The sequence below is a fragment of the Bradyrhizobium sp. LA6.1 genome, assembly GCF_040547805.1.
In the GTDB taxonomy this organism is placed as follows: Bacteria; Pseudomonadota; Alphaproteobacteria; order Rhizobiales; family Xanthobacteraceae; genus Bradyrhizobium; species Bradyrhizobium barranii.
In genome coordinates this window covers 154,672-178,896 of sequence record NZ_JBEPQK010000021.1, presented here as the reverse complement: position 1 = coordinate 178,896, position 24,225 = coordinate 154,672, and the positions used below count along the sequence as shown (strand labels likewise).

The following is a 24,225-nucleotide window of genomic DNA, read 5'->3' as shown; positions in this document are numbered from 1 at the left end:
GAAGCGTGTTTGCTGGCTCCGAGCATCCGTCGGGAGCGCCTGAATGCGCGAGCAGAATGATCGGCAATGTTCCGCCGCGGCCGGCCCCGGCAGGCCAAGGCCGGGATCGCCATGTACGGTTTTGTGCTGCTTTGTCCGCCCTGCTAGACTGGTGTCCGTGGAGCAGGGTTGACGATGCAGACGCAGGATAAATTCACCGACAGGCAGCTTTCGGACGAGCAGAGCCGCGAGATCGCGGAGACCATTCGCGAGGAGCTCGCCAGGCGCCGGATGTCCCGGCAGGCGTTGGCCGAGCAGGCCAAGCTCAGCCTGTCGACGCTGGAGAAGGTGCTCGGTGGCCGGCGGCCGTTCACACTGGCAACAACCGTGCGGCTGGAGCAGGCGCTGGGCGTCTCCTTGCGCAAAAGCACAGCCGTGGTGACGCCTCCGGCCGCAAACGATGTCGCGCCCGACAGCCTCGGCTCCTATGCGCATCGCGCGGTGACCTGGCTCGAGGACGTCTACATCACGCTGCGGCCGTCCTTCGGCGACAAGGATGCGATCTTCGCCTATCGCACCGAGATCGTCTGGGAGCCGAAGGTGTCTTCACTGGTGTTCCGCGAGGGCGAGCGGACCGATGCCGCCTATGAGCATACCGGCGAGGTTGCGGTGCCGCATCAGTCCGGCTTCATCTATCTCGTCATCATCAAGCACGGCCAGCATCGCGTGATCACGGTGTCGCGGCCGACGGTTGCCGGCGAGATGTACGGCATCATCTCGACGCTCCGCGCCGGACCCGGCTCGCAACTGACGCCGATCGCAGCGCCGATCGCCTATGTGCCGCTCCGCAATGTCGCGAAGCCGTCCCTGGGACGGGTCGGCCCCGACGATGCCAACCATGCATTGTATGGAAAGCATCTGCGCCGCACGGTGGAGGAATCGTTCGCGTTGTTTCTGTCGGTATAGTCCGCGAGAAAGAGTCCGGAATGGCGTCACGTGCGTCTATAAGGGAACATGCAGGACGTGCCCGCACCATACGGCGGTGAATCTCCGCTGTTCTCCATCATCATCCCGCTGGAACATCACCGCGGGCAGTGGGAGCTGTCCTGGCTCGGCTGGACGTCGCAAACCGCCGACAAATCGCTTTACGAAATCATTCTGGTGGTGCCGCCTGATTTCAAGGCACTCAACGAGCTGAAGGCGCTGGCCGGCGGCAAAGCGCGCCTCGAGTTCACCAATTCGGACCATGACATCGGGCTCTGCGCCTTCGGCGCCGCCAAGGCCCGCGGCAAATATCTGTTCTTCACGGAGTCACATTGCCGGCCCGAGCCTGACGTGATGGAGGCCTGCACCCGCGCGATTGGCGCGCGTCCCGACTGGGCTGGGTTCTCCTGTCAGTCGGTGCCGATCTGCCATAACCGGCTGTCCGTGGCGGAGGCCGCCATGTACCAGGCCGACATCGAGTTCGGCATGAAGCAGCATCCCTGGCGCAAGGTGCTGGACCAGTGCTTCGTGACGCGGCGCGACGTCTATTGGGAATGCGGCGGCCTGCGCGAGGAGCTCGGTCATTTCGCCGAATGGGTGCTCGCCGCCGCGTATCACGCGAGGGGCCATACGATCGGCTATCTCGAGGAGGCGCGCTTCCATCACTACTATATCGGCGAAATCGGCGAGCTGAAGACATTCACGCTCGATTTTGTGCGGGGCGAGATCCGCTATCTCAGCGAAGCGCGCAACGATCCCGGCAGCGAGCTGCTCGACATTCCGATCGAATGGAGCAGCCGCGGCGATTTCAACGTCGCGCTGGCGCGTAGCGCCTTTGGTGCACGGATGCGCGCCGGCCGCGTGACAAGCGAAGGCCTGCAGGCGATCGGGCGTTGGGGCGCGATCGCACTGGCCGGCGACCGCCTTGCGCTTGGTCTTGCACGTTTGTCGGCAGGCTATGCGCGCTGCAGTCTGACCCTGCTCACCATGGGCGGTTCTCGCGGCAGCATCGCGCGCTGGCTGAAGCGTTATATTGCCGCGCTGATCCACTATCAGCGCCTCTATTGTATCCGTGGCATTCGGGGGAGCCTTGGCGGAGCTGCGCAGAGTCTCGGCGATCAGATGGTCGCACAGGCCGGCTTCCATGCCTGGGAGGTCTGGCAGAGCCGCAGCTTTCGCTGGAGCGAGCCGGAAGCCGCCTTGCGGATCGAGGCGCCGCCTGGGCGCACCATCATTCGCATCGCGTCGCCGGAGATTCGCGGGCCGCTGGATCGGATCGGGGTGCAGTTCTATCTCGACGGCGTGCGCGTTGCGGATACCGCGACCGCGATCGACGCGGGTGCCATCGTTCTTCAGCTCGATCTGCCGCCATCGGGCAGGGCGATCCTGGCATGGGCCTGTCCGCGCTTTGCGGCCATCGATGACCCGCGCCGGCTCGGCCTGCCGGTCGCGGGGATCGACGTCAGTGCGGGCGAAGACGTCAGCTGGACGTCTCCACCCGTTGCTGCGATGCGTGGCTAGCCGCCCGTTTCGGCGCTGATGATGTCGCCGAACAGCTCCCACTGGCCCTTCTTGAACCGCCACATCTTGAGCTGCTCGATCGGCGCGAAGTCCGTGGCCGAGGTGTTGATCTTGATCCCCGGGATCAGCGTGTCAGGGACGAAGTCCTTCAGGCTCGCGGCCTGCTTCATCACGTTCTCACGGGTCAGATTGTCGCCCGACTGCTTCAGCACCTGCACCATCGTCTGGGCTGCGGCATAGGCGTACACCAGATTGGCGTCCGAGATGTTCGCACCGGGCATGTACTTGTCGATGAAGGTCATGAACTTCTTCATGCCCTCGTCGTCCTTCCACTGCGGATCCGATGCATCCTTCAGATAGCCGGCCGACAGCACGCCCTCGGATGCCTCGAGGCCGGCCGGCTTCATCACAGCGCCGATCGAGACCGAGACGTCGGTCATCAGGTGCATCGGCTTCCACTCCAGCTCGGCGATCTTCTTGATGGCCTGGGCCGCGAATTTCGGGGTCGCGATGTTCACGAAGACATCGGCGCCGGTGCCCTTGAGCTTGACGATGTGGGCGTCGATCGACGGCTCCGAGGTCTCGTAGCTCTCTTCGGCCACGATCAGCTTCGACGCCTTGTCGCCGAACACGTCCTTGATGCCGGCGAGGTAGTCCTTGCCGAAATCGTCGTTGGCATAGAAGATCGCGACCTTCGCGTCCGGCTTCTCCTTCAGAATGTATTTTGCGAAGATTTGTGCCTCGACCCGGTAGCTGGGCTGGAAGCCCATGGTCCAGGGAAAGTTCTTCGGATCGTTCCACTTGCTGGCGCCGGTGGCGAGGAAGAGCTGCGGCACCTTCTTGGAATTGTGATATTTCTGCACCGCGGTCTGGGTCGGCGTGCCCAGCGCGTTGAAGACGAGGAACACTTCGTCACTTTCGATCAGCTTGCGGATCTGCTCCACGGTCTTCGGCGGCGAGTAGCCGTCGTCATAGGAGATCCAGTTGATCTTGCGGCCGTTGATGCCGCCCTGGTCGTTGATCATCTTGAAATAGGCTTCCTCGGTCTTGCCGATGATGCCGTAAGCGGAGGCGGGACCGGAATAGGCCTCGACATTGCCGATCCTGATCTCGGTGTCGGTGACGCCGGTGTCGTACGCCTTCTGCGCATACGCGGACGGGGTCGCAAGCAGCGTCAACGCCGTTGCTGCGGCAAGCAGGGAGAGTTTCTTGTTCATGAAAATTCCTTGGGGTTTTCTTTGCGGTTTCTTCTGGGTTGGAGCAGGCACGTCAGAAACGAAGAAGCGCCCGCAAGGGGCGCTTTGATCAGGCGTTGGCGACTTTCTTGTCGACTTCGGACGCCACCGAGAATTCTTTCCGCAAGGTCGGCTTGTGGATCTTGCCGGTGGCGTTGCGCGGCAGCGCATCGACGAAGCGCACCTGTCGTGGGCATTTGAAGCGCGCGAGATTGGCCGCGCAGTGCGCAAAGACATCAGCCTCGGTCAGCCGCTGACCGGGCTTGGCTGCGACGATGGCGAGCCCTACTTCGCCCCATTGCGGATCGGGAATGCCGATCACGGCGGCTTCCGCGATCGCGGTGAGCTGATGCAGGACGTTCTCGACTTCGGCCGGATAGACGTTCTCGCCGCCCGAGATGTACATGTCCTTCCAGCGGTCGACGATATAGTAGAAGCCTTCCTCGTCGACGCGCGTCGCATCGCCCGTGTGCAGCCAGCCGTCGGTGAAGGATGTCTTGTTCGCCTCCGGCCGGTTCCAGTAGCCCGGCGTGATGTTCGGGCCCTTGACCCAGAGCTCGCCGAGTTCGCCGACATCGGCATCGCTGCCGTCGGGGCGCACGATCCGCACCTCGGTGTGCAGCACCGGCTTGCCGGCCGAACCCGCCTTGCGTGCCGCATCCTCGCGATCCAGCACCAGCACGGCCGGTGAGGTCTCGGTCATGCCGTAGCCCTGCTGCAGCGCGACGCCGCGCGCCTCCCAGACTTTGAGCAGCGGCACCGGCATCGGCGCGCCGCCGACACCGCAAACGATCAACCGGGTCAGGTCGGTGGTCGCGAAGGCCGGATGCTGCGCCATGAACTGATAGATCGCGGGCACGCCGAAGAACACGTTGATGCCCTTTGCGGGATCGTTGATCAGACCGAGCGCCGTGCCGGGATCGAAGGCGCGCATGATCATCACGGTGCCGCCGGCATGCAGCACCGGGTTGGTGTAGCAATTGAGCCCGCCGGTGTGGAACAGCGGCAGCACGGTCAGCAGCACCGAGGCCGGCCCGATGCAGGCGGGGCCGCCAAGATTGACGCAATTCCAGAACGTCATGCCATGGGTGATGGTCGCGCCCTTGGGATGGCCCGTGGTGCCCGACGTGTACATGATGGTCGAGACGTCATCGAGCGTGACCTCCTCGGCGCGGGCGAGCGGCTTGGCGGACGCGATGCCGGTCTCGTAAGCGCCGCCGGGGCCGAGCAGCAGGCTGCTCGCGACGTTGCAGAGCTTTGCGACGGCGAGCGCGGTCTCGGCGAGATCAGTGTCGTGGATCATCACCTTCGGCGCGCAATCGCCGGTGATGAACTGGAGCTCGGGAACGGTGAGGCGGGTGTTCAGCGGCACGAAGACGGCGCCGAGCCGTCCGCAGGCGAACTGCACCTCCAGCGTATCGGTCGTGTTCAGCGCCAGCACCGCGACGCGGTCGCCGCACGACACCTTGAGCGCGTCACGGAGAAATCCGGCCAGGCGCGAGACGCGGGCATCGAGCTGCGAATAGGTGAAGCGGCGCTCGCTCGCGAGGTCGATGACCGCGACCTTGTCAGGCGTGCGGCGGCCGTGATGGACGATCCAGTCGTAATAACGAACGGCCAAAAATCCCTCCCTCGGCGGTCTTGTGCCGCCTGCGTCCCTATTTGCCGGGCACCATACCCGGCGTGGCCCTGGGGCCAGCCGGAGTTTGTGCGCCACGTCTTTTTTTGCCCCGGAGTTGGCCTGCGAGCGGCGAAAATCGTCTTGCGTTGAGTTGCTAGGCCCTAGGCTGCGTGGGGTGGTTCCCCCGGTCAGCCACTCTGCGCAAGTGAGCGGCAGATGTTCCGGCCATGGTGGACAACACGAATCCGCCAGCAGGGCGAAACGACGATGAAGAGCCCGTTTTATACCGCCGAGCATGATGCCTTCCGCGAGGTGATGCGCCGCTTCGTCGAGAAGGAGATCACGCCCTTTGCCCATGAATGGGACGAGGCCGGCGAATTTCCCCGCGTGCTCTATCGCAAGGCGGCCGAGATTGGCCTGTTGGGGCTCGGATTCCCCGAGGAATATGGCGGGATCGCCGCCGACCAGTTCATGAAGATCGTGGCGAGCCAGGAATTGGCGCGCGCCGGGGCCGGCGGGGTCAGCGCCAGCCTGATGAGCCACACCATCGGCTCGCCGCCGATCGCGCGGGCGGCGCGCCCGGAGATCAAGGCACGCGTGCTGCCGCAGGTGCTGTCGGGCGAGAAGATTTCCGCGTTGGCGATTACCGAGCCGGGTGGCGGCTCGGATGTGGCGAACCTCCGCACCAGGGCGCGGCGCGATGGCGATCACTACGTCGTGACCGGCGAGAAGACCTTCATCACCTCAGGGATGCGCGCCGATTATCTGACCGTTGCGGTGCGTACAGGCGGCGAGGGCGCCGGTGGCGTCAGCCTGCTCCTGATCGAGGGTGACACGCCCGGCCTGTCGCGGACGAAACTGAAGAAGATGGGCTGGTGGGCCTCCGACACCGCGACGCTGCATTTCGACGACTGCCGCGTGCCGGCCGAAAATCTGATCGGCGAGGAAGGCCAGGGCTTCAAGATCATCATGCGGAATTTCAACAGCGAACGCATGGGCATGGCGGCGGGCTGCACCGCCTTCGCGCGGGTCTGCCTCGACGAGGCGATCGCCTATGCCAAGGAGCGCAAGACTTTTGGCAAGCCGCTCGCCCAGCACCAGGTCATCAGGCACAAGATCGTCGACATGGCGCAGAAGGTCGCGGCATCCCAGGCGATGCTCGAAATGCTGGCCTGGCGGCTGGAGCAGGGCGAGAGCCCGGTCGCCGAGATCTGCATGATGAAGAATCAGGCGACGCAGACCATGGCGTTCTGCGCCTCGGAAGCCGTGCAGATCTTCGGCGGCGCCGGCTTCATGCGCGGCATCAAGGCCGAGCGCATCTACCGCGAGGTCAAGGTCAATGCCATCGGCGGCGGCACGGAGGAGATCATGAAGGATCTGGCGTCGCGGCAGATGGGATTATAACCGCTTTCTCCGTCATGCCCGGGCTCGTCCCGGGCATCCACGTTCTTGCTGCCGGGTGACGAAAACGTGGATGGCCGGGACAAGCCCGGCCATGACGAGCACATTAGAGATACCGAGAGCTGAGCTGACAAAAATGCTATTCACCGCCGACCACGACGACATCCGCCGCTCCTTACAAAAATTCATCGCCAGCGAGATCAATCCTCATGTCGATGAATGGGAGAAGGCCGACATCTTCCCGGCGCATGAGCTGTTCAAGAAGATGGGCAGCCTCGGTTTCCTCGGCTTGAACAAGCCGGTCGCGTTCGGCGGCTCGGGCCTCGACTATTCCTACGCCCTGATGATGGCGGAGGAGCTTGGCGCCATCACCTGCGGCGGCGTGCCGATGGCGATCGGGGTGCAGACCGACATGGCGACGCCGGCGCTGGCGCGGTTTGGCTCGGACGAGGTACGGCGCGAGTTTCTGGCGCCCTCGATTGCCGGCGACTTTGTCGCCTGCATCGGCGTCTCCGAGCCCGGCGCTGGCTCCGACGTCGCCTCGATCAAGACCAATGCGCGCTCTGACGGCGATGATTACGTCATCAATGGCGGCAAGATGTGGATCACCAATGGCACGCAGGCCGACTGGATCTGCCTGCTCGCCAACACCGGCGATGGGCCGGTTCATCGCAACAAGTCGTTGATCTGCGTGCCCATGAAGAGCAAGGGCGTCACGGTGGCACGAAAGCTCGACAAGATGGGCATGCGCTCCTCGGACACCGCGCAGATCTTTTTCGACAATGTCCGCGTGCCCAAGCGCAACCGGATCGGCGAGGAGGGCAAGGGGTTTACCTACCAGATGATCCAGTTCCAGGAGGAGCGGCTCTGGGGCGCGGCGGCCTGCCTGAAGGCGCACGAATACATCATCAACGAGACCATCGAGTACACCCGCAACCGCAAGGCCTTCGGGAAGTCGATCCTCGACAACCAGGTCGTGCACTTCAAGCTCGCGGAGATGCAGACCGAAGTCGAGCTGTTGCGCGCGCTGATCTATCGCGCCGCCGAGCAGCTCGTGGCTGGCGAGGACGTAACCAAGCTTGCGACCATGGCCAAGCTCAAAGCCGGCCGGCTCGGCCGCGAGCTCACCGACGCCTGCTTGCAATATTGGGGCGGAATGGGCTTTACCAACGAGACGCCGGTCAGCCGTGCCTATCGCGACAGCCGCCTGACCTCGATCGGCGGCGGTGCTGACGAGGTCATGCTGATGGTCCTGTGTAAGATGATGGGCACGCTGCCCGGCAGTAAAGGTATTTCCTGATGATCACGCTCTATCACTGCGACGCCGCGCGCTCGTTCCGTCCGCTCTGGATGCTGGAGGAGATGGGGCTTCCGTATGAATTGAAGATGCTGCCGTTCCCGCCGCGGGTCTTCGCCAAGGAGTACCTTGCGCTCAATCCGCTCGGCACCATTCCCTTCATGGTCGACGGCGAGACGAAGATGACCGAGTCCTCCGGCATCTGCCACTACCTCGGAATCAAGCACGGACCGACGCCGTTGATGGTCGGACCCGAAGATCCCGCCTATGGCGCCTTCCTGAACTGGATGTATTTCAGCGACGCCACGTTAACCTTCCCGCAGACGCTGGTGCTCCGATACACCCAGCTTGAGCCGGAGGAGCGCCGCAATCCGCAGGTCGCCACCGATTACGCAAAATGGTTCCGGGGGCGGCTGCGCGCGGTCGAGGCGGCGACGGCCAATGCCGAAACATTGTGCGCAGGCCGCTTCACCGCCGCTGACATTGTCATCGGCTACGCGCTCCGCCTCGCCAACAACGTCGGGCTCGCCAAGGATTTCGAGCCAAATGTCGCAGCGTATTGGGCGCGTTTGCAGCAACGCGACGGATTCAAGCGCGCGGTTGCTGCGGAGCAGAAGGCCGGCGTCGAGCAGAATGTTGCGCCGCGCGTGAGGGCGTAAGCATTCCGTAGGATGGGACTGCGGTCTCATCGCGGTTCCGGGACGACTGATCATCGTCCCGGAATGGTAATCTTTTGCGCGCCATGACAGCGCTATCGCGCCGTGACAGCGCCCAAATTTCCGCTAAGGTGACCTCCGTCCGCAGCGGCCAAAGAGCCGCGCGAGGAGGATCCCAATGGAAGATAACGGTCGCGAATCCGACCATCTGATGCTGATCACGCCGGAGCGGGTATTCTATGCAGGCCTGCTCGGCCGCCCCCGCAAGCGCACCCCTGGCTGCTGCCACGTCTATGTCGCGGTGAAGGGCAGCCTGCATCTGACGATCGACGACGTTCTCGCCACCGGCGAGCTGTTCGTGACCCTGCCGAACCAGCGGCATTCCATCGCCAGCGATTACCGCACTGCAATCAGCGTGACGCTCGAGCCGGAAAGCATGCCGGACGGCGTGATCGAGGCCCTGGCCGCGCGGCTGACCGGACCCGACCGGGCCGTCTATGCCCGCAAGATCCTCGCCGCCTATACGCTGCTGCGCCAGCGCCGCTATGGCGACATCACCACCGCCGAATTCGACGAGATGTGCTTTGGCGAGGCGTTACCGCGTCGCGTGCTCGATCCGCGCGTGATGCGCGCCGTCGCCCGCATCGGTCGCTTCTCCGGCGAGCCGGTGACGGCGGATACGTGCGCGGCGGAAGCGGGCCTCTCGGCCTCGCGCTTCCTGCATCTGTTCAAGGAGGAGACCGGCATCTCGTTCCGTTCCTTCCGTGCCTGGAAGCGTGCGCGGCATTTGCTGCACTTCGCCAACCAGGACCTCAATCTCGCCCATCTCGCGCAGGACATCGGCTATCCCGACTCGACCCATTTCAGCCATTCGATCCGCCGCTTCTATGGATTGAAGCCGCGCGCGATCTTCGTCGGCTCGCGCGACCTCGCGATCTACCGCAGCACCGAGACGGTGAGGCTCGCGGAGGCGAGTTAGGCGCGCTCTCGTAGGGTGGGCAAAGCGAAAGCGTGCCCACCATCTTCGTTCAGCGCCAAGACGTGGTGGGCACGGCGCGAGAGCGCCTTGGCCCACCCTACGATAGCCGTGCCTTCCAGCTTCTCCGCGCAAGAAGCCGCATGCCGCTCATCACATGATCGAAAGCGTTGAATTCTCAACGTGCGAGACATTTTTGGCATGAGCGACAAGGCCGTCATCACCTGCGCGCTGAACGGCGTGCTCACCGATCCGAAGCAGCACAACGTGCCTGTGACGCCCGAGCAGATGGCACGCGAAGCCAAGGCTGCGTTCGATGCCGGCGCCAGCATCATGCACATCCATCTGCGTCAGCAGGCGCCAGACAAGGGACATCTGCCATCCTGGGACGTGAGTGTCAGCAAGGAGATTCAGCAGGCCATCCGCGAGGCCTGCCCCGGCGTCATCATCAATCACACCTCGGGCGTCTCAGGGCCGAACTACAGCGGCGCGCTCGATTGCATCCGCGAGACCAGGCCGGAGATCGCGGCCTGCAATGCCGGCTCGCTGAACTATCTGAAGGTGAAAGCCGACAACACCTGGGCCTGGCCGCCGATGATGTTCGACAACGCGGTCGAGAAGGTGAAGGACTATCTCGACGTCATGAACGCCGTCGGCACCATCCCCGAGTTCGAATGTTTCGACGTCGGCATCGTCCGCTGCGTCGGCATGTATCACCAGGTCGGCATGTACAAAGGCCCGCTCGAATATAACTTCGTGATGGGCGTTGCCTCCGGCATGCCGTCCGATGCTGATCTGCTGCCGATCCTGATCAAGCTGAAACGGCCCGAGGCGCATTTCCAGGTCACCGCGATCGGTCGCGAAGAGATCTGGCCGCTGCACCAGCGCTGCGCCGAACTCGGCGGCCACCTGCGCACAGGTCTGGAGGATGCCTTCTATCTCGCCGACGGCAAGAAGGTGACCTCGAACGGCCAGTTGATCGAGGCCATCGCCGCCTGCGCCCGCCGTGCGGGCCGCGAGATCGCAAGCCCCGCCGAAGCGCGGAAGATCTTTGGGACGAATAGGTAAGGTATCGCCTCAACCGTCATTGCGAGCGAAGCGAAGCAATCCAGGGTCTTTCCGCGGTGACGGTCTGGATTGCTTCGTCGCTTCGCTCCTCGCAATGACGAGCAGGATAGAGTTATGTCCATTCTCGACAACACCACTTCCCCCGGCAGCACTGCCTATCATGCCAATCGCGACGGCATGCTCGCGCTGATCGACCGCATGCGCGCGCTGGAAGAGCGCACGCGTGCGGCGTCGGCGGCGGCAAAGGATCGCTTCCACAAGCGCGGCCAGCTGCTGCCGCGCGAACGCGTCGCGCTGGTGCTCGATCCCGGCGCGCCCTTCATCGAGCTGTCGACGCTCGCCGGCTACATGTTCGACGTATCAGATGCGAACAAGAGCGTGCCCGGCGGCGGCGTCATCTCCGGCATCGGCTTCGTCTCCGGCGTCCGCTGCATGGTCAGCGCCAATGACGCCGGCATCGATGCCGGCGCGCTCCAGCCTTACGGCCTCGACAAGACGCTGCGGGTGCAGGAGCTCGCGCTGGAGAACAAGCTGCCTTACGTCCAGCTCGTCGAAAGCGCTGGAGCCAATCTGCTGCGCTACCGCGTCGAGGACTTTGTTCGCGGCGGCAACATCTTTCGCAATCTCGCGCGGCTCTCGGCGGCAGGGCTGCCGGTCGTCACCGTCACGCACGGCTCGTCTACCGCGGGCGGCGCCTACCAGACCGGCCTGTCCGATTACATCGTCATGGTCCGTGGCCGCACCCGTGCGTTCCTCGCCGGGCCACCTCTGTTGAAAGCCGCAACCGGCGAGATCGCGACCGAGGAAGAGCTCGGCGGTGCCGAGATGCACACGCAGGTCTCAGGTCTTGGCGATTACCTCGCGGAGGACGACCGCGATGCGCTGCGCATCGCGCGCGAGATCATGGCAGCGCTGGAATGGGAGCGGCCGGGCCGCGCGGCTCCGCAGTTCAAACCGCCGCGCTACGACCAGGACGAGCTGCTCGGCATCATGCCGATGGACCACAAGCGCACCGTCGACATGAAGCAGGTGATCGCGCGCATCGTCGACGATTCCGACTTCACCGAGATGGCGCCCAATTACGGCCCCGCCACCGTCTGCGGTCACGCCCGCATCGAAGGCCAGGCGATCGGCATCATCACCAACAACGGCCCGCTCGATCCCGCCGGCGCCAACAAGGCGACGCATTTCATCCAGGCCTGCTGTCAGACCCGCACGCCGATCCTCTATCTCAACAACACCACCGGCTACATGGTAGGCCGAGCCTATGAAGAAGCCGGCATGATCAAGCACGGCTCGAAGATGATCCAGGCGGTGACCTCGGCGACGGTGCCGCAGATCACCATCTATTGCGGCGCCTCGTTCGGAGCCGGCAATTACGGCATGTGCGGACGCGGCTTCCATCCGCGCTTCTGCTTCTCCTGGCCCAACGCCAAGACCGCCGTGATGGGTGGCGAGCAGGCCGCCGAGACCATGGCGATCGTGACCGAGGCCGCCGCCGCGCGTCGCGGCAAGCCGGTCGAGAAAGAAAAGCTCGACGCGATGAAGGTGCAGATCATCGGCGTGTTCGACGGCCAGATGGACGTGTTCTCGACCAGCGCGCGCGTGCTCGACGACGGCGTGATCGACCCGCGCGACACCCGTGCGGTGCTGTCCGAGGTGCTCGCGATCTGCCGCGAAGGCGATGCGCGCACGCCCCAGCGCATGCAATTCTCGGTGGCCCGCCCATGAGGAACGGATCAGTGCAGCACCGGCCGTTCTTCAAGGTTTTGGTTGCCAATCGTGGCGAGATCGCGCTGCGCGTGATGCGCAGTGCGCGGCAGCTCGGCCTCGGCGTCGTTGCGGTCTATTCGGATGCCGATCGCGATGCGCTCCACGTGCGGCAGGCCGATCAAGCCGTGCGCATCGGCGAAGCCCTGCCGGCGCAATCCTATCTCAACATTTCCGCGATCATCGCAGCCGCCAGGGCGAGCGGCGCGGATGCCGTCCATCCCGGCTACGGCTTCCTCGCCGAGAACGAGGACTTTGCGCAGGCCTGCAAGGAGGCCGACCTCGTCTTCATCGGTCCCTCGCCGCAGGCGATCGAGGCCATGGGTAACAAGGCCGGCGCCAAGGAGATCATGAGGAAGGCCGGCGTGCCCTGCGTGCCCGGCTATCAGGGCGCCGACCAAAGCGACGAGGTCATGCTCGCGGAAGCCAAAAAGATCGGCTTCACCGTGATGATCAAGGCGGTCGCGGGCGGCGGTGGCCGCGGCATGCGGCTCGTCACCGATGCCGCATCCTTCCCCGATGCGTTGCGCAGTGCGCGGTCGGAGGCAAACGCCGCCTTTGGCGATCCGACCGTCATCCTAGAACGCGCCATCCAGAATCCCCGCCACATCGAGATCCAGGTGTTCGGAGACAGCCACGGCAACGCCATCCATCTCGGCGAGCGCGACTGCTCGGTGCAGCGGCGACATCAGAAGCTGATCGAGGAGGCACCATCGCCGGCAGTCACGCCGGAGCTGCGTGCGAAAATGGGCGAGGTCGCGGTAGCGGCAGTCAAGGCGCTGCGCTATGAGGGCGCCGGCACGCTGGAATTCCTGCTCGACGCCAGCGGCGAGTTCTACTTCATGGAGATGAACACGCGCCTCCAGGTCGAGCATCCCGTCACCGAGGCGATCACCGGGCTCGATCTCGTCGAGCTGCAGCTGCGTGTCGCGCGCGGCGAGCCATTGCCGGTGAAGCAGCAGGACATCAAGTTCTCAGGCCACGCCATCGAGGTGCGGCTGTGCTCAGAAGATGCCGCGCAGGATTTCATGCCGCAGTCCGGCCGCATGGCGCGCTGGCAGGTACCTGACAGCATCCGCGTCGAGCACGCGCTGCGATCGGGTGCGGAGATTCCGCCGTTCTACGATTCCATGATCGCCAAGGTGATCAGCCATGGCGCGACACGGGAGGAGGCGAGGGGGCGGCTGATTGTCGGCCTGGAGCAACTCACTGCGTTTGGCGTGACCACCAATCAGGCGTTCCTGATGTCCTGCCTGCGCCATCCCGGATTTGCCAGAGGCGAGGCGACGACAGCTTTCATCGGTGCACATCGCGACGAACTGTTGGCGCCGCCGGCGAATGCTGCATTCAATACGGCGCTGGCGGGCCTGCTGCTCTATGTCACCAATCCGCGCGCGCCGTCATGGCAAGGTGGCCGGAGCCTGGCGGCAACATTCCCGCTGCCGGCGAAAGTCGAGATCGCCGGCCACACCCACGAGCTCGAAGTCACGCGTGAGCGCGATGGCGGCTACATCGTCGCCGCCGACGGCCGTCAGGACAAGTTCGAGATCGACCAGCTCGATCCCGACGCCATCCGCTTTCGCCACGACGGCGTGATGGACTGCGCAAAATTCCTGCGCGATGGCGACCGGCTCTACCTCCAGCATCGCGGCATCCCGCTTGCGGTCACCGATCTCACCCTCGCCGCGCCGAAGGCGGCCGCAACCAACGGCGGCGATGGTAAAGTCCGCGCCGCCATGAACGGCCGCGTCGTCGCCGTGCTGGTCAAGCCCGGTGACCGCGTCACCGCCGGTCAACCGGTGATGACCCTGGAAGCGATGAAGATGGAGCACGTCCACAAGGCCGGCATCGACGGCGTTATCGCCGCGATCGACGTCGCCGAAGGCGAGCAGGTCACCACGGGTAGGGTCGTGGCGGAGATCGGGGCGGGGTAGCGCTCTCGCCATTATCGCGAGGAACGACTTGTCCGCCCTAGCTCGAAGAGCGAAGGTGGAGGCGACGAAGCAATCCCGTCTCACTACTCGGAGGGGCCCGGATTGCTTGGCTGCGCTCGCAATGACGATGGGGTGAGATGCTCCGTCGAGCCCTGCCGTGGCAGCTCTTCGTTTTCGCGCCGAAATTTGAATGATTTCAATCCGATAGTTACCAGTTCGTGCTCAAGCGCAGTTTTATTGAACAATATTCACTTTCGGCTTACTACTATTGAACGATGTTCAATTCACGAGGAGGCCTGTATGTTGCGCGCAACTGATCCCGGCCGAAACACAGCTGCCACGCTCCCTTCGCGGTCCAACCGACTGCCGTTCGCCGCACCTCAGATCCGCGAAAAATATTTGATCGGTGCGCTCTTCGTCTTGACGCTGGTGGCGCTCCTCGCACCCGCGATGCCCGCCACCGGCTGGCACATCCCGCATTTCGTCGACACCCGCACCTGGCTGGGCGTGCCCAACGCCGGCGACGTGCTGAGCAATCTTGCCTTCCTGGCGATGGGCGCTTGGGGCTTGCTGCGCCTGCGTGCCCACCCTGATGCGCCCGCGGGTGCAGGTTGCCTCTTCGTGGGTCTGATCCTCACTTGCATAGGATCGTGCATCTATCATCTGGATCCCGACGCGCCGCAGCGGCTGGTGGCCGATCGTCTCGGTATGGCGGTGGCGTTCGCGGGCTTTCTGGGCATCGCGGCCAGCGAGCGCATCAGCGTGCGTGCCGGTCAGGCGGTGGTGGTGCTGGTGACGGTTGCGGGCCTGCTCGCGGCCTGGGTGGCACGCGAGAATCTCACGCCATGGGTGGTCGTGCAGTTCGGCGGCATGGCGTTGGCCGTGGGACTGGCGTTGACACGGCCCCGGCCCGGTGCGCTTGGCGTGTCTCTGGGCGGCGTGATCTTCTTTTACGCGCTGGCCAAGCTTTTCGAGCTGGGTGACGTGACCATATTTGAAGCGACAGGCCACATTGTCTCGGGCCACACGCTCAAGCATCTGGCCGCCGCGCTGGCGGCCTGGCCGGTGATCCGGGCGTTGCGGCCTACTGGCTCCGTCCCGTGCCCTCGTTGAGCAGGCACGCCACCTGATGCCTATCACCCGCGTCCACCAGCGCCGGCCGCTCCGTCTTGCACCGCTCGATCGCAAACCGGCAGCGGGTGTGAAACGCGCAGCCGGAGGGCGGATTGACCGGGCTCGGCACGTCGCCGTCGACCAGCGGCGCGAGCTTCTTGGCAAACGGGTTCGCAACCGGCACGGAGGCGAGCAGGGCCTGCGTGTAGGGATGGCGGGGATTGCGGAACAGCTCGTCCTTGTCGGCGATCTCGACGATGCGGCCGAGATACATCACGGCGACGCGATGGCTGATATGGGCGACCACGGCGAGGTCATGCGCGATGAAGAGATAGGAGAAGCCGTGCTGCTTCTGCAGGTCGATCAGGAGATTGATGACCTGCGCCTGGATTGAAACGTCGAGCGCGGAGACCGGTTCGTCGCAGACGATCAGGCGCGGCCCGAGCGCCAGCGCGCGTGCGATGCAGATGCGCTGGCGCTGGCCGCCGGAGAATTGATGCGGGAAGTTGCGCATCTGATCGGGCCGCAGGCCCACCTGCTCGAACAGTTTTGCGGTGCGCGCTTCCAGCTCCTTGCCGCTTGCGAGCCCATGCACGGCGAGCGGCTCGCCGACGATGTCGCCGGCGGTCATACGCGGATTGAGCGAAGCGAACGGGTCCTGGAACACGATCTGCATCGAGCGGCGATGCGGCCGCAGCGCGGCCTTGGAGAGACGGGTGATGTCCTCGCCATCAAGGCGGATCTGGCCCGAAGTCGGCTCGACCAGCCGCAGCACGCTGCGTGCCACCGTCGACTTGCCGCAGCCGGATTCGCCGACAAGGCCGAGCGTCTCGCCGGTATGAACCGAGAACGAGACGCCGTCGACCGCATGCACGGTGCCGACCTGCCGCCGCAACACGCCGGCGCGCACCGGATAGTGCTTCTTGAGATCGGTGACTTCGAGCAGCGCCTCGGTCATGCCACCTCCGCCACTTCGGCCGCGCGCCAGCACGCCGCGAGATGGCCGCCGCCCCAGTCCGCCAGCGGCGGATATTCGGCCTCGCAACGCTTGATCGCGAGCTTGCAGCGCGGCGCGAAGGCGCAGCCTTTCGGCAGCCGCACCAGCGACGGCACGGTGCCGGGAATTTCGTTGAGCCGCGCCTGCACCGGAACACCTGACGCCGGTACGGCCGGGATCGAGGCCATCAGCCCGCGCGTGTAGGGGTGCTTGGGATCGGCGAACAGCGCTTCCACCGTTGCCTCCTCCACCTTCTTCCCCGCATACATCACGATCACCCGCTGCGCGGTCTGCGCGACGACGCCGAGATCATGCGTGATCAGCACGAGCCCGGTGCCGAGCTCCTTCTGAAGGTCGAGGATCAGCGCCAGGATCTGCGCCTGGATGGTGACGTCGAGCGCGGTGGTCGGCTCGTCCGCGATCAGCAGCGCCGGACGGCAGGCCAGCGCCATCGCGATCATCGCGCGCTGGCGCATGCCGCCGGAAAGCTGATGCGGATACTCCCGCGCGCGCCGCGCCGGTTCGGGAATGCGGACCAGCCGCAGCATCTCGACCGCGATGTCGCGCGCTTCTCTGGCCGGCATCGCCCGGTGCAACCGGACCGCCTCGACGATCTGGTCACCGATCCGCATCACCGGATTGAGCGAGGTCATCGGCTCCTGGAAGATCATGGAGATGCGATTGCCCCTGACGGCGCGCATCTCGGATTCATCCAGCGCCAGCAGTTCGGTGCCTTCGAGCGAGACCGACCCGCCGACGATGCGGCCGGGCGGATCGGGCACCAGCCGCATCAGGGACAACGCGGTGACGCTCTTGCCGCAGCCGGATTCGCCGACGATTGCGAGCGTCTCCCCGCGCCTCACGGTGAAGGAGACATCGTCGACGGCTTTGAACAGGCCGGAGTTGGTGAAGAACACCGTCTTCAGGTTATTCACATCGAGCACGAGATCGGATTTGTTTGCCATCAGCCGCGCTGCCGGGGATCGAGGATGTCGCGCAGGGCGTCGCCGAACAGATTGGCGCCGAACACGGCGAGGCTGATCGCGATGCCGGGGAAGATCACCAGCCATGGCGCGGTACGGACATACTCGGCGGCGGATTCCGAGAGCATGCGGCCCCATGACGGATAGGGCTCGGGAATGCCGAGGCCGAGAAAGGACAGCGAGGCTTCGGTCAGGATGGTCGAGCCCAGCTGCGCGGTCGCGAGCACGATCAGCGGCGCCAGCGTGTTCGGCAGCACGTGGCGTAGCGCGATCCGCACCTCGCTCATGCCGATCGACTTGGCGGCTTCGATAAAGGGCAGCTCGCGCAGCGCCAGCGTGTTGGCGCGAATGACGCGCGACACGGTCGGGATCAGCGGAATGGCGATGGCGATGATGACGTTCGGCAGGGACGGACCGAGTGCGGCGGTCATGATCAACGCCAGGACCAGCAGCGGAAGCGCTTGAAGAATGTCGGAGACACGCTGGAACACCAGATCGACCCAGCCGGAGAGATAGCCGGAGGTCAGCCCGACGATGACGCCGATCGTGCCGCCAAGTGCCGTCGAGCCGATACCGACGGCGAGTGAGATTCGTGCACCGTGGATGATGCGGCTGAACACGTCACGGCCGAAGGAGTCCGTGCCCATCCAGTGCGCCAGGCTAGGGCGCGCCAGCGCGCGAGCGGCGTCGATCGTCAGGGGATCGTAGCGCGCGATGAAGTCGGCAAAGATCGCCGTGAACACGAACAGCGTCATGATGATCAGCCCGGCCGCGCCCAGCACATGCCGCTGCGCCAAATACAGCACGCGCCGCCAGCCGCCAGTCGCATGTGCGCCGGCCCGCCTCAGTTCGAGATCATAGTCAATCGCGGCCAAGCTGATCTCCTAATCCGTATACCGGATGCGCGGATCGAACACCGCGTAGAGCATGTCGACGATGAAGTTCGCGCTGACCACCACGACCGCAATCAGCATCACGAGGTTCTGCACGATCGGGTAGTCGCGCCAGCGGATCGCTTCGACCAGGAAGCGTGCGACGCCGGGGATGTTGAACACGGTCTCGGTCACGATCAGGCCGCCGATCAGGAACGCGGCCTCGATGCCGATCACGGTGATGACGGGCAGGATCGCGTTCTTCAGCGCATGCTTATAGTTGACGGCGGCGTCGGAGGCGCCCTTGGCGCGCGCGGTGCGGATATAGTCCTGCCGCAGCACCTCGAGCATCGAGGATCGCGTGATGCGCATGGTCAGCGCCGCGCTGCGGAAGCCGACGGCGGCCGCCGGCACGGCGTAGGTCGCGAACGCCTCGAGCCAGGTCTGCGGATTGGGATTGAAGATCGGCATCTGGTTGAACATCGCCACCGAAGCGGTGAGGATCAGCAGGCCGAGCCAGAACGAGGGCAGCGACAAGCCGCTGAGGCTGACGACGCGCAACGCGTAATCGAGCCGTGTCCCCTGCTTCACCGCGCTGATGACGCCGAGCGGAATGCCGATCGACGCCGAGAACAACAGCGCCAGCCCGGCGAGCCGCGCGGTGATCGGGATCCGCGGCAAAATCTCCTGAAGCGCGGGCTTCTCGGAAACATAGGAGTAGCCGAAATCGCCGCGCAGAAAACCGCTGATCCAGTGCCAGTACTGCACGATCAGTGGCTGGTCGATGCCGAGCTCCTTCTCCAGATTGGCCTTGTCGGCGGGATCGACATAGCCGGCCGCGGCAAACAGGATGTCGACGATGTTGCCGGGCACGATGCGCAGCAGGAAGAAGATGACGACCGAGATCCCGAACAGGGTCACGAGCATCAGGAACAGGCGCCGCACCAGATAGGCAAACATGCATCGCCTCCTGTCGAAACCGCCAGCCGCCTGCGCTACTTGTCCATCCAGACGTCCTCGTAGCGATATCCATTATAGGAGCTGTTCGACATCACCGTTACGCCCTTGACATAGGGCTGCCAGCAGGAGCCGGTGCGCGCGTGGAAGATGATCGGGCGGGCGACGTCCTCCTGCAGCTTCTTGTCGATGTCCCACACCAGCTTCTTGCGCTTGTTGATGTCGGTCTCCTGCGACTGCACGTCGAACAGCTTTTCGATCTCCTTGTTGCAGTAATTGGTGTAGTTGCGCTCGGAGCCGCAGGAATAGTTCTCGTAGAACGACTGGTCGGGATCGTCGACGGCGTTGCCGGTCAAATTGAGCCCGAGCATGTAGTCCTTGCGTGCGATCTTCGGGAACCAGTTCGCGGTCTCGACCACGTCGAGCTCGCCGTCGATATAGATGCTCTTGAGCTGGTCGATCAGGATCACCGCGGGATCGCGGTAGACCGGGATGTTGCGGGTCGAGACCTTGACGGCGAGATGCTTGTCCGGCCCGTAGCCGGCCTTCTGCATCAGCTTCTTCGCCTCCTCGCGGTTGGCGTTCACATCGGGGCCATAGCCGGGAATGGTCTCGAGCATCTCCTTCGGCATGCCCCACAGCCCGTTCGGCGGCGGCAGCATGGTGCCGCCGACATCGCCCTGGCCCTCGAACATGATCGAGATGAACGCCTTGCGGTCGAGCGACAGCGCCATGGCGCGGCGGATGTCGATATTGTCGAACGGTGGCGCGGAGGAATTGACGATGATGTTGGTGGCGACATTGTTGGGCTCGACCACGCAGACCGCTTTCGGCGCCTGCGATTTGACGTCCTTCAGCAGCGGAATGCTCACTTCGGTCGGGAACGCCATGTCGAACTTGCCGGCGACGAAGGCGAGGATCGCGGTCGAACGGTTCGGGATGATGGTGAACTCGATGCCGTCGAGATAGGGCCGCCCCTCGCGCCAATAGTCGGGATTGCGGGTCAGCTTGATCGATTCATTGGCCTTGAACTCGACGAATTTGAACGGGCCGGTGCCGATCGGGTGCGTGCGCATGTCGCCGGGCGAGACGTGACAGGGATAGACCGGCGTGTAGCCCGAGGCGAGCAGGGCCAGCAGCGACGGCTGCGGCCGCTTCAAGTTGAAGGAAACCTCGAGGTCGCCGTTGGTGGAGACGTCGTTGACCTGCTCGTACCAGGTCTTGCGCGGATTCTGCCGGAACTTCTGCTGCGACTTGCCCATCAGCATGTCGAAGGTGCATTTGACGTCCGCGGAGGTGAACGGCTTGCCGTCATGCCATTTCACGCCCGGGCGCAGCTTGAAGGTCAGCGTCTTGTTGTCGTTGACCCAGGCCCAGCTCTCGGCGAGTTCCGGAATGATGTTGTCCATCCTGTTCTGCGCCTCGTCCTGCTTGTAGATGACGAGGTTGTTGAACACAGGCATGAAGGGAACATTGAGCGAATAGGTCGCGCCTTCATGGATCGAGGCATTGCCGGGGCTGTCGCGGTGGTACATCCGCAGGATTCCGCCCTGCTTGGGCCCGCCGGCGAGCGCGGTGGTCGAGGCCGTCAGCACAGATAGCGCCGCCACTGCGGCGAGCGCCCACACGCTCCGCATGCTCATCCTCCCTGGACATTAGTCTTTTGGGCCTTTGCGGCCTGTTTGTCAGACGATAGCGACGCACGTGCAGCGAGGCAACCGGCAAGGCCGCTCGCCGCCTCGACAATTCGGATGACGGAAGGCCGCAGGCGTTCACACTCTCTTCATGTGAGAGTGCAGGTGCGAAGGGATGGTTCCTGTGCAGATGTTGCGGGCAGCTGCCTCAACAAACTCCGCCGTCGTCCCGGACAAGCGAAGCGCAGATCCGGGATCCATAACCACAGGAAGTCGTTTGATGAAGACTCGGAGTTACCTGCTCGCGCGACGACTCCTGCCGGTGGTTATGGGTCCGGGTTCGCGACTTCGTCGCGCCCCGGGACGACAGTGGGGCTCACACGATCCGTGACGTCTTGTTCCCCCAATAGCGGTCCCGCAGCAGCCGCTTGTACAGCTTGCCCGTCGGCAGCCGCGGCAGTTCCTTCTCGAAATCGACCGAGCGCGGCACCTTCTGCCGCGACAGCGATTGGCCGCAGAAGGCGATCAGTTCTTCGGCGAGCGCCTCGCCCGGCACGATGCCGGGCATCGGCTGCACCACCGCCTTCACCTCTTCGCCGAGATCGGGATTGGGCACGCCGAACACCGCGGCATCGGCGACCTTCGGATGGGTGATGAGCAGGTTCTCGCATTCCTGCGGATAGATGTTCACCCCGCCGGAGATGATCATGAAGGTCGCGCGGTCGGTCAAATAGAGGAAACGATCCTCGTCGACATAGCCGACGTCGCCGACCGTGCTCATGCTGCCGTCGGCCGAGCGCGCCTCCCTGGTCTTCTCGGGGTCGTTGAAATATTCGAACGACGATGCCGTCTTGAACCAGACCTGGCCCGGCGTGCCGGTCGGGCACGCCCTCATGTTCTCGTCGAGAATGTGGAGGTCGCCGAGCAGCACCTTGCCGACGGTGCCGCGGTGGCTAAGCCATTCCTCGCTGTTGCAGGCGGTGAAGCCGAGGCCTTCGGTCGCGCCGTAATATTCGTGGATGATCGGCCCCCACCATTTGATGATGTCGTCCTTGACCAATGCCGGGCAGGGCGCTGCGGCGTGGATCGCAATCTCCAGCGACGACAGGTCGTAGCGGTCGCGCACCTCCTCCGGCAGCTTCAGCATGCGCGAGAACATCGTCGGCACCAACTGGGTGTGGGTGATACCCCATTGCTGGACGAGCTGGAGATAACGTTCGGGATCGAACGTCTCCTGGATGATCACGGTGCCGCCCATGCGGATCGTGAGGTTCACCGCGGCTTGCGGCGCGGAGTGATAGAGGGGGGCAGGCGAGAGATAGACCATGCCCTCGCGGTAGCGCCAAAGCTTTGTCAGGAAATCGAACAGCGGCAGATTGTGCTTCGGCGGTTCCTCCGGCAGCGGGCGCAGGATGCCTTTCGGCCGTCCGGTCGTGCCGGATGAGTAGAGCATGGCGGTGCCGAGCCATTCATCGGCGATCGGAGCCTCGGGCAGGTCGGCGGTCACCTCGGCGAGGCCGACGATACGGTCGCTCTCGCCGGGGCCGTCGGCGACGATGCAGAGCTTGATGTCCGGACAGGCCTTGATCGCCTCGCGGGCGATGTCGAGTTTCGCAACGGACGTGATCAGGATTTTCGACCGGCTGTTGACGAGGAGATAGGCGAGCTCGCCCGGCGTCAGGAACGAGTTGATGCAGGTGTAGTACAGCCCGGAGCGCTCGCCCGCGCCGCAGGCTTCGAGGTAGCGCGAATTGTTCTCCATGAAGATCGAATAATGGTCGAGCCGCTTCAAGCCGTGCTCGCGGAACAGATGCGCCAGGCGGTTGCTGCGCGCATCGAGCTCGCGATAGGTGACGGCCTCGCCGGTTGCAGCCATGATGAAGGCGGGCTGGAGCGGGCGTAGACGAGCATGCTGACCTGGATACATCAGTCCTCCGGCTTGAAATTATGCGGCGAGAAGCAGGATTTCGCGAATGTCGGCGGGGCCGCCGATCTTGCGCGGGTTGCGCGGGATCCAGTTCGTGCGCATCGCCTGTTCGGCGATGGCGTCGAAATGCTCAGGCGAGACGCGGACGTCGGCGAGGCTGCGCGGCATGCCGAGCGAGCGGATGAAGGCGTCGAGCACGTCGCCGGCGTTGTGGCCGGGAAAACCCATCGCGGCGGCGACGATCATCTGGCGCTCGGAATTGTCGCGCGCATTCCAGCGCATCACCGCCGGCAACATGATGCAGGAGGTGTAGCCATGCGGCACGTCGAAGGCCGCACCCAGCACATAGCCAATGCCGTGGCTCGCACCCATCGGCACGCCGGCGGCGAGCGCGCCCATCGACAGCCAGGTGCCGATCTGCGCATCCATGCGGGCGTCGAGGTCGGCAGGGTCGGCCTTCACCCGCGGCAGCGCGTCGGCGAGCATGGCGAGGCCCTTCACCGACTGCGCGTCGGCATAAGGGTGCGTCTCGCGCGAGCAGATCGCCTCGACGCAATGGTCGACGGCGCGGATGCCGGTGGAGAGAAACAGCCATTCCGGCGTGTGCACGGTGATGGCGGGATCGAGGATGGTCGCGCGCGGCACCGTGAGCGGATGCCGCAGCATCTGCTTTACATGCGTGGCGCGGTCGGTGACGCCGGCGATCGCGCTGAACTCGCCGCCGGCGATCGTGGTCGGCACGCTGATCTGCCGCACGTCAGGGGCGGTCATCTCGGGCGCGACGCCCTTGTGGACGCGAATGCGCTCGATGCCCTCGACGTCGTCGATGCCGTTGGCAAGGCAGAGCTGCACCGCCTTGGCGCCGTCGGTGATCGAGCCGCCGCCCACGGTGACGATCAGGTCGGCGTTCACTTCGCGTGCGGCATTGGTCGCCGCGATCACCGCCTCGCGCGGTGTGTGCGCCGGCATGGCGTCGAACAGGCCGGCGCAACGCGCGCCGAGCGCCTGTTTGATCTTCGCGATTTCGTCGGTCTGACGGTTCAGCGTGCCCGAGACCATCAGGAAGGCGCGGCGCGTCCCCAGCCGGTCCATCTGCGCAACGACGGCCTCGGCCGCGGGATGGCCGAACACGACCTCCTCGATCGCGCCGTAAACGACACGTCCCTGGTGCACGCCTGTCCTCCCAGGACAATTCGGCTTTGTTTTTCTGGGAGTAATCTAGCCGAGCGGACGGTGTCCGTCATGTGCGAAGACGCTAGCGGCCTTCTTACCCTCCCCTGGAGGGGGAGGGTCGATCGCG

19 protein-coding genes are annotated in these 24,225 nt (G+C 64.5%); 10 read left to right on the top strand and 9 right to left on the bottom strand.

Going from position 1 to position 24,225, the window contains the following annotated elements:
- Nucleotides 1-174: 174 nt before the first annotated feature.
- Both ABIB99_RS37140 and ABIB99_RS37135 read left to right on the top strand, forming a co-directional pair.
- Nucleotides 175-945 carry a helix-turn-helix domain-containing protein gene (locus tag ABIB99_RS37140; RefSeq protein WP_354180537.1) on the top strand — a complete coding sequence of 257 codons (771 nt, stop codon included), beginning with the start codon at nucleotides 175-177 and terminating at the stop codon, nucleotides 943-945.
- Nucleotides 946-993: 48 nt separating this feature from the next.
- The gene (locus ABIB99_RS37135) at nucleotides 994-2,484 is read left to right on the top strand and encodes a glycosyltransferase family 2 protein (RefSeq protein ID WP_354180535.1); all 1,491 of its coding nucleotides are present in this window, start codon (nucleotides 994-996) and stop codon (nucleotides 2,482-2,484) included.
- On the opposite strand, the gene ABIB99_RS37130 is transcribed toward ABIB99_RS37135, so the two are convergent.
- Entirely contained in the window at nucleotides 2,481-3,701 is a 1,221-nt protein-coding gene (locus ABIB99_RS37130) for an ABC transporter substrate-binding protein (RefSeq protein ID WP_038954632.1), read from the bottom strand. The two genes, ABIB99_RS37135 and ABIB99_RS37130, sit on opposite strands and share 4 nt — an antisense overlap.
- A gap of 88 nt (nucleotides 3,702-3,789) precedes the next feature.
- A complete protein-coding gene (locus ABIB99_RS37125) occupies nucleotides 3,790-5,340 on the bottom strand; it encodes an acyl-CoA synthetase (RefSeq protein WP_354180533.1) in 1,551 nt (516 codons plus the stop codon).
- Between the two features lie 267 nt (nucleotides 5,341-5,607).
- On the opposite strand from ABIB99_RS37125, the gene ABIB99_RS37120 reads away from it, so the two are divergent.
- From ABIB99_RS37120 to ABIB99_RS37085, 8 genes are all read left to right on the top strand, one after another.
- Complete coding sequence (locus ABIB99_RS37120; RefSeq protein WP_283017843.1) at nucleotides 5,608-6,744, top strand: acyl-CoA dehydrogenase family protein; 1,137 nt, start codon at nucleotides 5,608-5,610, stop codon at nucleotides 6,742-6,744.
- Between the two features lie 133 nt (nucleotides 6,745-6,877).
- Entirely contained in the window at nucleotides 6,878-8,041 is a 1,164-nt protein-coding gene (locus ABIB99_RS37115) for an acyl-CoA dehydrogenase family protein (RefSeq protein ID WP_354180556.1), read from the top strand.
- Entirely contained in the window at nucleotides 8,041-8,697 is a 657-nt protein-coding gene (locus ABIB99_RS37110) for a glutathione S-transferase family protein (RefSeq protein WP_354180530.1), read from the top strand. Before ABIB99_RS37115 ends, ABIB99_RS37110 begins: the two co-directional genes overlap by 1 nt.
- 175 nt (nucleotides 8,698-8,872) lie before the next feature.
- Nucleotides 8,873-9,673 (top strand): helix-turn-helix domain-containing protein, encoded by an 801-nt coding sequence (locus ABIB99_RS37105; RefSeq protein ID WP_063979985.1) that lies wholly within the window; start codon nucleotides 8,873-8,875, stop codon nucleotides 9,671-9,673.
- Between the two features lie 198 nt (nucleotides 9,674-9,871).
- The gene (locus tag ABIB99_RS37100; protein ID WP_354180528.1) at nucleotides 9,872-10,738 is read left to right on the top strand and encodes a beta-keto acid cleavage family enzyme; all 867 of its coding nucleotides are present in this window, start codon (nucleotides 9,872-9,874) and stop codon (nucleotides 10,736-10,738) included.
- 114 nt (nucleotides 10,739-10,852) lie between these two features.
- Nucleotides 10,853-12,469: an acyl-CoA carboxylase subunit beta gene (locus tag ABIB99_RS37095; RefSeq protein ID WP_354180526.1), complete on the top strand. Its 1,617-nt coding sequence runs from the start codon at nucleotides 10,853-10,855 to the stop codon at nucleotides 12,467-12,469.
- A complete protein-coding gene (locus ABIB99_RS37090; protein ID WP_354180524.1) occupies nucleotides 12,466-14,442 on the top strand; it encodes an acetyl/propionyl/methylcrotonyl-CoA carboxylase subunit alpha in 1,977 nt (658 codons plus the stop codon). Before ABIB99_RS37095 ends, ABIB99_RS37090 begins: the two co-directional genes overlap by 4 nt.
- 300 nt (nucleotides 14,443-14,742) lie before the next feature.
- Nucleotides 14,743-15,555, top strand: coding sequence for a hypothetical protein (locus tag ABIB99_RS37085; RefSeq protein ID WP_354180522.1), 813 nt, complete (start codon nucleotides 14,743-14,745; stop codon nucleotides 15,553-15,555).
- Here ABIB99_RS37085 and ABIB99_RS37080 read toward each other — a convergent pair.
- The 7 genes from ABIB99_RS37080 to ABIB99_RS37050 form a co-directional block, all read right to left on the bottom strand.
- Nucleotides 15,527-16,513: an ABC transporter ATP-binding protein gene (locus ABIB99_RS37080; protein ID WP_354180520.1), complete on the bottom strand. Its 987-nt coding sequence runs from the start codon at nucleotides 16,511-16,513 to the stop codon at nucleotides 15,527-15,529. The genes ABIB99_RS37085 and ABIB99_RS37080 overlap by 29 nt on opposite strands.
- Complete coding sequence (locus tag ABIB99_RS37075) at nucleotides 16,510-17,517, bottom strand: ABC transporter ATP-binding protein (RefSeq protein WP_354180518.1); 1,008 nt, start codon at nucleotides 17,515-17,517, stop codon at nucleotides 16,510-16,512. Before ABIB99_RS37075 ends, ABIB99_RS37080 begins: the two co-directional genes overlap by 4 nt.
- The gene (locus tag ABIB99_RS37070) at nucleotides 17,517-18,410 is read right to left on the bottom strand and encodes an ABC transporter permease (protein WP_166347925.1); all 894 of its coding nucleotides are present in this window, start codon (nucleotides 18,408-18,410) and stop codon (nucleotides 17,517-17,519) included. The genes ABIB99_RS37075 and ABIB99_RS37070 overlap by 1 nt, the downstream gene beginning before the upstream one ends.
- 9 nt (nucleotides 18,411-18,419) lie before the next feature.
- Nucleotides 18,420-19,367: an ABC transporter permease gene (locus tag ABIB99_RS37065; RefSeq protein ID WP_354180515.1), complete on the bottom strand. Its 948-nt coding sequence runs from the start codon at nucleotides 19,365-19,367 to the stop codon at nucleotides 18,420-18,422.
- Between the two features lie 35 nt (nucleotides 19,368-19,402).
- Nucleotides 19,403-21,001, bottom strand: coding sequence for an ABC transporter substrate-binding protein (locus ABIB99_RS37060; RefSeq protein ID WP_354180513.1), 1,599 nt, complete (start codon nucleotides 20,999-21,001; stop codon nucleotides 19,403-19,405).
- A gap of 373 nt (nucleotides 21,002-21,374) precedes the next feature.
- Entirely contained in the window at nucleotides 21,375-22,925 is a 1,551-nt protein-coding gene (locus tag ABIB99_RS37055; RefSeq protein ID WP_354180511.1) for an AMP-binding protein, read from the bottom strand.
- A gap of 18 nt (nucleotides 22,926-22,943) precedes the next feature.
- Nucleotides 22,944-24,098 carry an iron-containing alcohol dehydrogenase gene (locus ABIB99_RS37050; protein ID WP_354180509.1) on the bottom strand — a complete coding sequence of 385 codons (1,155 nt, stop codon included), beginning with the start codon at nucleotides 24,096-24,098 and terminating at the stop codon, nucleotides 22,944-22,946.
- Nucleotides 24,099-24,225 lie beyond the last annotated feature (127 nt).

Excerpts from the sequence above, each read along its gene's own strand:
- ABIB99_RS37090 (WP_354180524.1), top strand. The coding sequence starts at position 12,466 with ATGAGGAACGGATCAGTGCAGCACCGGCCGTTCTTCAAGGTTTTGGTT.
- ABIB99_RS37060 (WP_354180513.1), bottom strand. The coding sequence starts at position 21,001 with ATGCGGAGCGTGTGGGCGCTCGCCGCAGTGGCGGCGCTATCTGTGCTG.
- ABIB99_RS37075 (WP_354180518.1), bottom strand. The coding sequence starts at position 17,517 with ATGGCAAACAAATCCGATCTCGTGCTCGATGTGAATAACCTGAAGACG.
- ABIB99_RS37055 (WP_354180511.1), bottom strand. The coding sequence starts at position 22,925 with ATGTATCCAGGTCAGCATGCTCGTCTACGCCCGCTCCAGCCCGCCTTC.
- ABIB99_RS37105 (WP_063979985.1), top strand. The coding sequence starts at position 8,873 with ATGGAAGATAACGGTCGCGAATCCGACCATCTGATGCTGATCACGCCG.
- ABIB99_RS37110 (WP_354180530.1), top strand. The coding sequence starts at position 8,041 with ATGATCACGCTCTATCACTGCGACGCCGCGCGCTCGTTCCGTCCGCTC.
- ABIB99_RS37135 (WP_354180535.1), top strand. The coding sequence starts at position 994 with ATGCAGGACGTGCCCGCACCATACGGCGGTGAATCTCCGCTGTTCTCC.
- ABIB99_RS37115 (WP_354180556.1), top strand. The coding sequence starts at position 6,878 with ATGCTATTCACCGCCGACCACGACGACATCCGCCGCTCCTTACAAAAA.
- ABIB99_RS37100 (WP_354180528.1), top strand. The coding sequence starts at position 9,872 with ATGAGCGACAAGGCCGTCATCACCTGCGCGCTGAACGGCGTGCTCACC.
- ABIB99_RS37085 (WP_354180522.1), top strand. The coding sequence starts at position 14,743 with ATGTTGCGCGCAACTGATCCCGGCCGAAACACAGCTGCCACGCTCCCT.
- ABIB99_RS37120 (WP_283017843.1), top strand. The coding sequence starts at position 5,608 with ATGAAGAGCCCGTTTTATACCGCCGAGCATGATGCCTTCCGCGAGGTG.
- ABIB99_RS37065 (WP_354180515.1), bottom strand. The coding sequence starts at position 19,367 with ATGTTTGCCTATCTGGTGCGGCGCCTGTTCCTGATGCTCGTGACCCTG.
- ABIB99_RS37130 (WP_038954632.1), bottom strand. The coding sequence starts at position 3,701 with ATGAACAAGAAACTCTCCCTGCTTGCCGCAGCAACGGCGTTGACGCTG.
- ABIB99_RS37140 (WP_354180537.1), top strand. The coding sequence starts at position 175 with ATGCAGACGCAGGATAAATTCACCGACAGGCAGCTTTCGGACGAGCAG.
- ABIB99_RS37095 (WP_354180526.1), top strand. The coding sequence starts at position 10,853 with ATGTCCATTCTCGACAACACCACTTCCCCCGGCAGCACTGCCTATCAT.
- ABIB99_RS37080 (WP_354180520.1), bottom strand. The coding sequence starts at position 16,513 with ATGACCGAGGCGCTGCTCGAAGTCACCGATCTCAAGAAGCACTATCCG.